Source organism: Mesotoga prima MesG1.Ag.4.2, from assembly GCF_000147715.2.
Classification (GTDB): Bacteria; Thermotogota; Thermotogae; order Petrotogales; family Kosmotogaceae; genus Mesotoga; species Mesotoga prima.
The window spans coordinates 2,272,934-2,284,562 of the sequence record NC_017934.1 but is presented as its reverse complement, the minus strand read 5'-3'; the positions used below and the strand labels follow the sequence as shown (position 1 = coordinate 2,284,562).

The 11,629-nt window shown below is 44.5% G+C and carries 9 protein-coding genes; 2 read left to right on the top strand and 7 right to left on the bottom strand.

The window, feature by feature from the left end:
* Positions 1-36: 36 nt before the first annotated feature.
* The 7 genes from THEBA_RS10670 to THEBA_RS10640 form a co-directional block, all read right to left on the bottom strand.
* Positions 37-1,032 (bottom strand): ABC transporter ATP-binding protein, encoded by a 996-nt coding sequence (locus THEBA_RS10670; RefSeq protein ID WP_014731539.1) that lies wholly within the window; start codon positions 1,030-1,032, stop codon positions 37-39.
* Positions 1,029-2,015, bottom strand: a complete 987-nt coding sequence (locus THEBA_RS10665) for an ABC transporter ATP-binding protein (RefSeq protein ID WP_014731538.1) — start codon at positions 2,013-2,015, stop codon at positions 1,029-1,031. Before THEBA_RS10665 ends, THEBA_RS10670 begins: the two co-directional genes overlap by 4 nt.
* 5 nt (positions 2,016-2,020) lie before the next feature.
* A complete protein-coding gene (locus tag THEBA_RS10660) occupies positions 2,021-2,953 on the bottom strand; it encodes an ABC transporter permease (protein WP_014731537.1) in 933 nt (310 codons plus the stop codon).
* A gap of 2 nt (positions 2,954-2,955) precedes the next feature.
* Positions 2,956-3,942 carry an ABC transporter permease gene (locus THEBA_RS10655; protein WP_041928219.1) on the bottom strand — a complete coding sequence of 329 codons (987 nt, stop codon included), beginning with the start codon at positions 3,940-3,942 and terminating at the stop codon, positions 2,956-2,958.
* A gap of 5 nt (positions 3,943-3,947) precedes the next feature.
* Complete coding sequence (locus THEBA_RS10650) at positions 3,948-5,315, bottom strand: M14 family zinc carboxypeptidase (RefSeq protein WP_014731535.1); 1,368 nt, start codon at positions 5,313-5,315, stop codon at positions 3,948-3,950.
* 65 nt (positions 5,316-5,380) lie between these two features.
* Entirely contained in the window at positions 5,381-7,468 is a 2,088-nt protein-coding gene (locus THEBA_RS10645) for a peptide ABC transporter substrate-binding protein (protein WP_014731534.1), read from the bottom strand.
* A 135-nt stretch (positions 7,469-7,603) separates the two neighbouring features.
* The gene (locus tag THEBA_RS10640) at positions 7,604-8,455 is read right to left on the bottom strand and encodes an aminotransferase class IV (RefSeq protein WP_014731533.1); all 852 of its coding nucleotides are present in this window, start codon (positions 8,453-8,455) and stop codon (positions 7,604-7,606) included.
* Between the two features lie 135 nt (positions 8,456-8,590).
* Between THEBA_RS10640 and THEBA_RS10635 the strand changes: the two genes are divergently transcribed.
* The gene (locus THEBA_RS10635) at positions 8,591-9,052 is read left to right on the top strand and encodes a hypothetical protein (RefSeq protein ID WP_014731532.1); all 462 of its coding nucleotides are present in this window, start codon (positions 8,591-8,593) and stop codon (positions 9,050-9,052) included.
* A gap of 53 nt (positions 9,053-9,105) precedes the next feature.
* Positions 9,106-11,556: a hypothetical protein gene (locus THEBA_RS10630; RefSeq protein ID WP_014731531.1), complete on the top strand. Its 2,451-nt coding sequence runs from the start codon at positions 9,106-9,108 to the stop codon at positions 11,554-11,556.
* The last annotated feature ends 73 nt before the right edge of the window (positions 11,557-11,629 follow it).

Genomic DNA, 11,629 nt, shown 5'->3' with positions numbered 1-11,629 from the left:
TTCAAGACGGGTCAAGAACTTCTTCAGAACAATCTATTAATCATAAAGAAAGCACGAAACAAAGTGACCATCACTCACTTCCTTCAATGAAGGGCTTTCTTTCCAGCATCTATCGAATGCCCTCGGGCATCTCTTAACGAATCTGCACGTTTCTGGTGGATCAACAGGTGAGGGAATATCCCCTTTCACTATCTCTCTATTTCTGGCACTTCTTAAGTGGGGATTCGGGATAGGAATCGAGGATAACAATCCCCTTGTGTAAGGGTGCAGAGGATCGTTAAAAAGGGAATCGGTTTCTGCCGTTTCAACAATCTTTCCAAGATACATCACAGAAATCCTGTCACAGATGTGTTTTACGACTGCCAGATCGTGAGCAATGAAGAGATATGTGAGGCCAAAATCATGTTTCAGATCCTCGAGAAGATTTATCACCTGAGCCTGAACTGAGACATCGAGAGCCGAAACCGGCTCATCACAAATGACCAGACTCGGGTTAAGAATTATTGACCTTGCTATTCCAATTCTCTGTCTCTGACCACCAGAGAACTCGTGAGGATAGCGGAACATGTACTCCGGTCTAAGACCGACCTTTTCAAGTATCTCGGCTATCATTGCCTTGCGCTCTTCTTTGCTCCTACCAACTGAATGGACTCTCAAACCTTCTGCAATTATATCGAATACAGTCATGCGTGGATTCAGAGAAGCGTACGGATCCTGGAACACCATCTGTATCTCTCTTCTGAATGGCCTCATTTTGGATTCAGAGAGGGAAAAGATATCAATGCCACCTTCGGGGGAGCCTTCTCCTCTATAGAGAAACTCACCTCCAGTAGGCTGGTAAATCTTTATCAAAGTCCTTCCTATCGTTGTCTTACCGCAACCCGATTCTCCAACCAATCCAAGAGTCTCTCCCTTTACTATTTCTAGGTCAACACCATCCACGGCCTTCAAATGAGACTTCACTTTAAACCCACTCTTCACGGGAAACCATTTTCTGAGATCCCTAATCTCTACCATCGGAGAGGCTTTCATAATACATCACGCCCTTCGAAAAGCCAACATCGAACGGAGTGCTGTCTCTCAATCTGAACTACTGGCGGCTGCTGTGTGCACTTTTCGAACGCTACAGGACATCGGGGCCTGAATCTGCATCCTTCCGGAAAATTCGATGGATGTGGTACGTAACCGTTTATTACATTGAGCTTCTTTTGATCCTTTTTTGCAACATCTATCTTAGGTATAGAACTTATGAGACCTTTTGTGTAGGGATGAACTGGTTTGTCAAAGATATCGAATACTCCTCCGCTTTCAACAATCTGGCCGGCGTACATCACAACAACCCTGTCGCACATTTCAGCGATTACGCCCAAGTCGTGAGTAATTATTATAGTTGCGGTGTCAAACTTGCTCTTCAACTCGTTCATAAGTTCAAGCACCTGGGCCTGTATCGTGACATCCAGTGCAGTAGTCGGCTCGTCAGCTATCAGTAGCTCAGGACTGCAAGCAAGAGCCATGGCAATCATTACCCTCTGCCTCATCCCCCCGGATAATTGATGAGGAAATTCCTTCACTCTCTTCTGGGGTTCTGGAATTCCTACAAGTCGCAGCATTTCAATGCTTCTCTTCATCGCATCATCTTCATCAAGACCTTCGTGCAGTCTGTACACTTCCGAGATTTGCCATCCAATTGTATAAAGAGGATTCAAAGAAGTCATGGGCTCTTGAAATACCATGGATATTGACTTTCCCCTGATTTTCTGTAGCTCTTGTTTACTCAGCGTAGAAATGTCCCTTCCCCTGAAAGAGATCTTAGTTTTGTCGCCCAGGAATGCGTTTTTGGGAAGTAGTCTAACAATTGAAAAGGCTGTGATCGTCTTCCCACACCCGGACTCTCCCACGATTCCTAGAGTTTCGCCTTTTGACAATCCAAAAGAAACGCCATCGACCGGTGTTATCTTTCCGAGCTGTGTCCTGAAAGAGATTTTCAGGTCATCAACTTCTAGTATTCTCTCCATGAACTTCAACTCTCACTCACAAATTTGGGATCTAAAGCGTCTCTAAGCCCATCTCCCAGGAAGTTTACGTTCAACACGGTTATGAAAATAAAGAACCCTGGAAAGACGGTAAGCCACCAGGGATTAGTACCAGCAGTGGTTCCCAATATGTAATTCATTGCCCTCTGAAGCATATTTCCCCATGAAGGCATCGGAGGTTGAATGCCAAGTCCCAGGTAACTCAGCGATGATTCGGCAAGAATTGCGTAAGACATGTTCAAGGTGGCAGAGACAATAACTATCGGTATAACGTTGGGCAGAACATGCCTCAATATGATTCTTCCATTTCTCACACCCATAGCCCTTGCTGACATTACGTACTCAGTCTCTCTTATCGAAAGAACCAGTCCTCTAACCAATCTTGAAACTCCCATCCAGCCAAACACAGTAAGTACAAGAATGATATTCATAATTCCCGAACCAAAAACAAGAGTAAGGGTTATCAAAATTGGGAACATCGGTATAGAAAGCATTACGTCTACGAATCTCATCAACAACCTATCAACGATTCCACCGTAAAAACCCGAAAACAATCCCACGAGCGTTCCTATTAGAGTCGTAATGACTGCTGAAGCAAAACCCACAAATAACGATATCCTTCCGCCATACATAACTCTCACGAGTACATCATGTCCAAGTTCATCGGTACCAAAGGGATGACCCTCAGTCAACGGTGGAGAAAAGAGATTTGAAAAATCCATATCTTCGTACCCTACCTCAACGAAGAGGGGGCCAAGCAGAGTGAAAAACGCTACACCAATCAACACGACGGCACCAAAAAGGGCAAGTTTGTGGCTCTTGAATTTCGTCCACACGAGTTGTTTGTAGCTGTTTATGTGAACAGGTCGCGCTTTCTCCTCTATCTCATCCAGTTTTCTCTTGTAAAAAAACTTTGCCATAACTAAGCTCCCTTTCTTCCCATTCTGATTCTGGGATCGACCATCACGTACAGGAAGTCGGCAACAAGATTCGAAATCAACGTTATTATTGCCAGAAACATTAGACAGCTGATCGCAAGATTATAGTCGCTGGAAATAACTGCATTGTACATAAGCCTTCCCATTCCGGGCCATGAAAAGACAGTTTCAATGATCAACGCTCCACCGAAGAAATACGGAATATCAAGTGCAATTATAGTGATTATCGGTATCATCGCATTTTTCAGCGCATGTTTAATGATTACTTTTCTGTCGGGCACTCCCTTAGCGTAAGCAGTTCTTACATAGTCTTGATCGAGAACTTCGAGCAGCGACGTCCTGATGTATCTTACCCATGATGCCACCTGAACCAATCCCAATACAAAGGCAGGCAGCACAAGGTGTCTCACTCTGTCTGCAAAGATATTCCAAAAACCGGTTATTCCATAGGTTGCCATACCCGAAACGGGGAACCAGCCTAAATTAACACTGAAGATAATGATTGCGATCAAAGCAAACCAGAAGCCCGGCAATGAAATGCCGATAAAAGCAAATATGGTGGTTGCGTAGTCGAAGGTCGAATACTTTTTAACGGCTGAAATAATGCCTATTGGAAGTGCAAATACAAGCCCGATTAGCCAGGCAGTGATCGTGAGCACTAGCGTGTTGGGCAAACGTGAAGCAATCAGATCTATTACAGGAGACTTGTACATACTTGAATAACCCAGGTCACCGGTTAGAACACTCTTCAACCAGGTAAAGTACTTAACCGGAAGAGGGTCATCAAGATGATAGTACTCTCTGAGTTCCTTCATTCTTTCGGGGTCATTGGTCATTGCACGAGGGTTTTGCATTCTCATTTGCAGTAGTGGGTCACCTGGCATTGAGTTCATTATGACGAATATTATTATTGAGATTGCGAAGAAAATCGGGATAAGTTCAAGAAACCTCTTTAGAAAATACACCTTCACGACTTCTAGCTTTCCCTTCTCTGAATATAGTCGGCGACGTTCAAACCTGCAATCAACTGAACACTGACAAGGCTCTTTATGGGGACTGCAGTGTAGTTCAGATTGTTTTCAAGATACTCCATTTTTCTCTCAAATGCCTCATCTGCCATCTTGGAGATCGCCGCTAGCTCCTTAGATCCATTGTCGTTTTCTCTTAATAGCCTTCTTAGCATCCCGAGCATCAATGATTGATAGAACTGGCTGACTATCTTATTATCAAAGACCTCTGCCACACTTGCCTTTCTCTCCAGAGACGGATCGTTTTCAATCCAGTTCTTCTGCGCCTGCAGTTGATCGGGATAGGTTTCAAGAACATTCTTGAAGACCCTGTAGAACGGGGAATTTCTGTCAATAACATATGGTTCAACTGCTTTCATCACTTCGCTGACGAACTCAAAATTCTCAACGGACCTTTGATAATTGAATCTCTGCGCTTCCTTCCTCGTAATATCGGCTTCAGACATGTCTTCTACCCTTGAATCATAGTAATATGGCATCTCACAAACTAAGGAAAACGTATCGGCTACGGATGAAGCAAAATCATCAGAACTAGTCCCGGCCTTGATGACGTCTGCCGGGTCCTTGTCGGGACCAAGATTCTTCTTCAGATAATCGTACTCTTGAGCCATTCCGAAAAGCTTGAAAACGGCTGGTTCAAGCTGCTCCAAAAAAGGTGCTTCGGGCTCTCCAAGAGAAAGCGGTAAATCAAACAAACCGGGAAGTTTGCTGAAAGTCTCGTAGAGTTCTGGAACTGCGTCACTCACATAATAATAGACGCCTCCAAAACCAGAATTGTGAAGAGAATACATGAACTCGGGTTTCTTCTCCTCGATAAGTTTCATAAGCACTTGCGTCTCTGGTAAAGGCGAGTGAAAGTGAAGCGTTTCATAGTCGACCGGGAAGGTCCATTCAACTTGCTCATGACCGGGCGGTCTGTAGAAGTTGGCTGCGTATTTTCTTATGGATGAAGAATCCTTGAACCAACCTTCATTCAATTTAGTACCGTCAACATCTATTACCTTAATCAAATGCCAGGTGTAGTCAAACTGATCCCGAAAGGTATCGTCGTTGGCAAGTCTTTCACTTAGGAAGTCCAGCATCATTGCGCCAATCGGTTCGTTAGGGTGCGGACAGCCAAAGAGAAGAGCATTCTTCTTTCCGCTGCCAATTTCAAGTACGTAGATTGGATTTTCTCCGCGTGATTTTCCTGCTTCGTAAACTTTGACTTTTCCAGGATATCTCTTTGCCAGCTCTAGAGATCGCCGATCCATCTCCTCAACGGTGAAAAACTCCTTATAATCGGGAACAGAATCGATAAGCTCGATGAACTTCATATCTAAACCTCCGAAATTATGAAATTGAAGATGGGGGAGAAGATCCTCTTCTCCCCCAAAGATTCTTATTGCTCGTCAATGTACCAGTTCTGAATTATCCAGCCCAAACCGTTGTCGTAGCCGGAATTGAAGCTCTTAATGTATTTCTTTGCAAAATGGGGTGTCGGCGCAACAACCAGGGGCAGAACAGGGAGTTCCTCGGTCCAAAGCGCGAAGTGCTTTTCATAGAGTGCCAGCTTCTTTTCCGGATCGAGCTCCCTGGCGGCTGCGTTGACTATTTCATCGTTTTCCGCATTTGCCCAGCCGGTGAAGTTCATTCCTCCCCAATAATTCTCTTCAGAGGGTATCTGATCAGTGGTCCAATAATTCGCCGCTTCGTCGCTGACTCCATACCCCCAGCCTGAGATATGTGCATCAAAATCCCCATAGGGGAATATCTCGGTCCAGATTACCAGCGCTGGCATCACCTCAATTTCTACTTCCATTCCAATTTGCTTCAACATTCCCTGGATCATCTGGGCCATCATCTGGTAATCGCCGCTGCCAGAGGCGAGAGAAAGGCTAAACTTCAGAGGCGTTCCGTCCTTTTCGTATATGCCTTTACTGTTAAGCTTCCAGCCTGCCTCTTCGAGAAGAGCTTTGGCTTTCGCGGGGTTGTACTCGTAGTGCTTAACCTCCGGGCTCTTGAGAGCATCTCTCATCTGGTGCAGATCGGTTATCCAGGTATCTACGACTTCGGCAAGGCCTGCGTAGACTACATTGCTTATCTGTTCTCTATTTAGACCATAGAGAACGGCCTGCCTTACTCTCTTGTCTCCAAAGATCGGATGTGGCTTAGATGTATCCTCTGGATCTCTCAAATTCAGATTCAGGTTATCATAAGCAATGTTTGGTGTGTAGAAAACGTTGAACATATCTGCTCGTTCATTCTCAAGCTGCACTGATTGTTTTAGAGTTAGAGTGTATCTTCCGAAATCGATTTCCCCATTAAGTGTGGATGCGAATACGACATCCATGTCTGGAATAATTCTCATAACCAACTGGTCGATGTTCGGTCTATCCATGTAGTACTCATCAAAAGCTTCCATTATCACATACTGGCCTTCCACGTATTCTTTTAGCTTGTACGGTCCTGTCATAATCGGATTCTTTGTCGCATTTTCCACGAAACTGTCCCAGCTTCCAGAATGCTTCGCTTCCTCGTAACTATCTCTGAAAACGTGTTCGGGGAGTTGGAACCATCCAAAGTAGTAAGCGTAAACAGAAGAACCTAGCTCTGCATTACTCAGAGGTTCTGGAAGAGTGATAGAGTATGTGTAATCGTCGATAACTTCTACTTCCGAAACGGAACTTTCGAAGTAGTTCGTCGTAACAGGAGCACCACTGTTCATTACTTCCCACTGGAATTTCGCATCGTGAGCAGTAACGGGTTCTCCATCATGCCACTTCATACCCTTTCTCAGTTCATAAGTTATGGTGAGAGAACCATCTTCATTTATTACCATTAGACCGTTCTCAAGAGACGGCATTCTCTTTATCATCCTGGGGAAATAGAACCCATCCTTATCTGTGCCGGTGACTCCATCGCCGATGATATTACAGATTGTCCATGTCAAACCCGCAGAAGTAAACAGCGTGTTGAAACCGGGCGCATCTGCAGTAACAGCTGTAGTGGCCGTACCACCCTTCGCGGGTGGATTTATTGCCATATAAATGGATATTGCCGCCTCTTTCCTAGTGATTGGCGAACTGGCCTCGATCACATGGCCGTACCTGAAGTCAAGAAGCTGGCGGTTGCTTCTGTAAGCAACGGTAAGCGCTCCCCAAGCTTCCTCCGGAGCTTCCCACTCATCGAGAGCAGTCGTACAAATCTCGTCAAATGCCTCTGCTTCGGACTGCAGTCCAAGAACTTCAACCATTGCAACTGCAAAATCCGCTCTTGAAACTTCACCCTTCCCCTTAATGATTTCTTCCTTACCAGGGAAGGCCTTTTCAATAGCCGCCTTAAACTCTGTGAAAGTTAGTGGTGACTCGTCAACTGAAGTCAAAATCCCTCTAGATTCAATTACTGGTATCGCTTCTTCTGCGGAAATCTGCGCCAAAGACAGACCCGAGAAAAAAAGAACGAGCATACAGACAAAGAGTTTCTTCATCGCGTGACACCTCCAAGAAAGATGATGTGGAACATGACAGATTTATGCAATTATATACTGGCTTAGCTTACGAAAGGCCAGTAAGCGGAATTTACACCTATTGTTTACTTTAATCGAAAATTCGAACCGAATCGTTCATCTGGCAGAGAAAAAGAGATCCTCATAAGCTCTCATGACCTTAGCAGTATGCTTGCCGCATACTTCGAAGGAGACATCATCTATAGCCCTAACGGGCATAACACGAGAAACTGTGCTGGCAAGGAAGACTTCCTCTGCATTGAAGAACTCTTCCAAGGCGATGCGCTTTTCAACGACCTCATAACCAAGATCCTCGACAAGAGAGATCACCTTCCCTCTTGTGATGCCGGAAAGAATATTGTCAACCTCGGGAGTGTAGAAGACGCCGTCTTTCACAAAGAAGTAATTTGAGCTTCCACCTTCGGTAGCGTACTTTTTTCCGTTTGACTCTCTGAACATCAGAGCTTCATAACCTCCTCTGGCGTACGCAAAATTCTTGGCAAGAACATTTGGTAATAAGTTTATCGTTTTGTGTTCACAGAGTCCGTGGCGCAAGTCGGGATATGTAAGAAGCTTGACTCCATCTCTCCAGCTAGTAGAATCTATCTTTCTTAGAGGAAGTGCAAGCATGAAAAACGTGCTCCTGGTTTCTTTCGGCGGGTATCTGTGATCTCTGTGAGGGTCGGTGCCCCTAGTGAGTTCGATATATAATTCCCCGTCTTCTATACCATTTCTTTTGACTAACTCAACTGCAATCCTCCTTGCCTCTTCAGAAGGGAATCGCATTTCAATATTGAAGAATTCGGCACTTTTTTTCATCCTTGAATAATGATCCTCAAAGAACAGTATTCTCCCTTCCAGTGTTCTAATAACCTCAAAGAGACCGTCTGCAAAAGTCAGTCCGCGGTTCTCCAGCTGAACAAGCCTTTCCTTTTCCTGAACAAATTCACCATCAAGAAATGCCCACATAGAAACCTCCTTGGGTTTTTGAGTCTCTGCAACAATATTATGCATCAAACTGGCTATCGATTTGCGGTAAGACAGCTCATCAGTGTTAGAATATAACGTAACTGTAAGCAGACTTTTCATTTGGAGGGTTTCTTTATGGACAACGTTTTGGCGCTTTTTCCCGGGGGCTCTACAGGACTCTTTGGAAGTAAGGTGTACGATGTTGTTTTAATTCCAGAGGGAATCATGTTGGTGCAGTTGACCAGAGAACTAACGAATGAAGCCATTAAAAAAGCAAAGGATGCCTCTGAAGAGCGGAAGGAAGGGTTCTTTAAGAAGATGGCATCTGTGATGTCGTCAGGCTATTCCCTGCTTGACAGATACAACGAGAAGACAAAAGAGGAGATCTTGAATGAAACACCTGGTAATCTCTTTATTCCAAAAGAATCACTCAGAAAAATCAAGGTCTCCAGCAATACGAATTCTTCTCAGGGAACTTCTTCCGATAGCACAGTAATCAAAATCGTATGGAATGAAGGCAAGATTAAGCTGACTTTCAGAACGGATTTGAATGAAAGAAAGGTTAAACGCGTTTTTGAGGAGACGTTTGGTTTGTAGCTTCATCTTGGGGAATAGTCCCTTCATCGATGGTCTGAGGCGGGAGGTATAAAATGAGGAAATCTTTACCATTCTTTGCAATTATCACTCTTATCACGGCCACCTTAATGGCTAATTGTGTTCTTGAATTCCCAAATGCTGACATTTACTATCCCGAGGGATATGAGGAAGTTGCCGTTAATGTAGGTAATACATTCGAATCGATAAGATCAAAAGCCATTGAACTAATCGGCAACGATCCTGGCAGGATAAACATTGTTCTAGCCGACTTCGGAGCGAACACAAACGGTCTGGCTCAACCTCACAATCACAAGACTATTCAGATCTTCGTGTGGCCTGCCGATACAATGCTTTCGACTAGAATGAATGAATCGAACCATTACAGGCTGCTTCTTATGCATGAGTTCACACATATTGCTCACCTGACCTACACAACGGGTTTTCCAGCCTTTGTCTCCAGGGTGATTTTTGGAACGGAAATGCTTTCACCTCAGCAGCTTTCACCATTCGTAGAAGGAGTGACGCTTTTTGCAGAATCGTCTAACTTCTTCTCCGAAGGCAGATTGAACAATCCAATGTGGGGAAGGGAAATGACTTATCAGAATTCGAAATCAAACTCTTTTCCCGGTCTTGATTATGCGCTATCCGTATCTGGCGAAGATTACCGAGGAGGGGCGCTTTATTACAATTATTTGGCCACTTTCTATGATTATCTTGTGAAAAGATTTGGAATAGAATCCGTTAAGCAATTTCACAAAGAAGTTTCCGGAAGATTTCCCATTATCGGTCCCATAAACGCCTCAAGGATTGCATTTGGTGAAACTCTCGACGATCTCTATTTAGACTGGAAAGAAGAGACCGAGTTGAGAGCAACAAAGTATGCCACTCTTACGGAAGTCAGGACAATTGAGAACGGGCAGATCTATGATATTGCAAAGACGGCAAATGGTGTAATCTTCTCTTATTCGATTTTTGGGGAAGCTACTTCCTGGAACGGCTCTGTGGAGCGCGGGATCGAAGAGTACGTCGATGGGGGCTTTTCCCGAAGGCTTTCCGATTTTGGAGCACTGACTTTGAAATGGCACGAAGGAAACATCTACTTGATGACGTCTGTTACTGAAAGAAACACAACGTCAAGAGAGATATGGTCTCACAAGCTGCCTCTATCTGTTAGACTTCTCGACAAAGGTATGATTACCGCATTTGAAATCTACAACGGAAGACTGATCAAAGCAGTTTATGATGCAAAGACAGAGATTTCAACGATCTTTTTTGATGAAATGCAACTTATCAGAATCCCATGGGTTGTCAAAGATATGCTCATCCTTGAAGATGGAAGTCTGATAATGATGCTATCCAGCAGCGGTATTAATGGAGCCATAGCAACTTTCAAAGAAGGTGAGTTCAGAGTAATTCTCGATGATCCATACCTAAAAGGAAGAGGGATTGACTATTATGAAGGCAAAGTGGTCTTCACTGCTGCCTATGAGGAAGGGTTCATGGATGCCTTCGCAGTAGATTTAGAGTCTTTGCAGATCTCTAGGCTTACTCACGGTGCAAATCTTGAAAAAGCAGTCGTTTTAGACTCCAAAGTCTACGGGTTCGGACACTCTCGTAGAGAAAAGGGTATGTCTGTTTTTGCTTTCGATTTTGAGAGTACCCCATATGTCGTGACAGCAGTCGAGTCTGATGACTTTGAGCCTTTACAAGTAGAGTACACGGTTGGGGACTACCTGAAGAAGTCCTTCCTTCATTTTTTGAATCCCGTCCTAAGAGCGCCGTTTGTATCATATGATGGCGAAAACATTTCCCTAGGATTACTTACCGTTCACCTTTCACATGATTCGAAGCACTCTATGGAGCTGAAGCCTCTATTCACTTTTGGTACCAACAAGCTTTCCTTCCAGGGGGAGTATACCGGGCAGTTCTTGGAAGGAGTAAATGTCTCTCTGAAAGTAAACTTAGGCACTCCCAACGTTCCTGTGGCAACTGCAGGGCTATCTTCTGAACTCTTCCAGATGCCTTTGAACCCCTCCACGAGATTTAGATCATACGCGCACATTGGATTTGACACATCAGGGGGAATGACAACTTCAGTTCCTTTGAGTTTGAAAGGAAATCTCTTCGCGATCTCTCTGGAACCCGGCATAAAACTCTCTGATGGGGAGATCACTCCACTGCTCTCTCTTGATGCCGGTTTTGCCCCGACTTTGGGGACTTCTGTCAATCTTGGTGTGGGTTTCTTCGACGATTTTTACTGGTATGCAAACGGCGCTCAGCTCCTGTATCGAATCGACTGGGGATGGAGTCCCATGTTCTTCCTGAAAGAGATTGGGATCGGGGTCGAAGTTAGTGGAACCAATACCAGCCTTGATCACTCTGCGCTGTACATGTTTGTGAACGTAGGTTCTACCCTGGGCTTGGGAGATGTTTTCCCGAAGATAGGAATTCAGCACAGCGACTCTGGTTTTGGGTTCTATTTCGAGTTGGATGCTAAACCTTGATATAAGACCTGACTTTTTATAACGATCCAGGTGAAAAACTACGAAAGAAAGGGGGAAACCCTTTTCTTTATCT

What these genes read in the sequence shown, in the direction of transcription:
- THEBA_RS10670 (WP_014731539.1), bottom strand. Translation starts at nt 1,032, where the DNA reads ATGAAAGCCTCTCCGATGGTAGAGATTAGGGATCTCAGAAAATGGTTT.
- THEBA_RS10665 (WP_014731538.1), bottom strand. Translation starts at nt 2,015, where the DNA reads ATGGAGAGAATACTAGAAGTTGATGACCTGAAAATCTCTTTCAGGACA.
- THEBA_RS10660 (WP_014731537.1), bottom strand. Translation starts at nt 2,953, where the DNA reads ATGGCAAAGTTTTTTTACAAGAGAAAACTGGATGAGATAGAGGAGAAA.
- THEBA_RS10650 (WP_014731535.1), bottom strand. Translation starts at nt 5,315, where the DNA reads ATGAAGTTCATCGAGCTTATCGATTCTGTTCCCGATTATAAGGAGTTT.
- THEBA_RS10645 (WP_014731534.1), bottom strand. Translation starts at nt 7,468, where the DNA reads ATGAAGAAACTCTTTGTCTGTATGCTCGTTCTTTTTTTCTCGGGTCTG.
- THEBA_RS10640 (WP_014731533.1), bottom strand. Translation starts at nt 8,455, where the DNA reads ATGTGGGCATTTCTTGATGGTGAATTTGTTCAGGAAAAGGAAAGGCTT.
- THEBA_RS10635 (WP_014731532.1), top strand. Translation starts at nt 8,591, where the DNA reads ATGGACAACGTTTTGGCGCTTTTTCCCGGGGGCTCTACAGGACTCTTT.
- THEBA_RS10630 (WP_014731531.1), top strand. Translation starts at nt 9,106, where the DNA reads ATGAGGAAATCTTTACCATTCTTTGCAATTATCACTCTTATCACGGCC.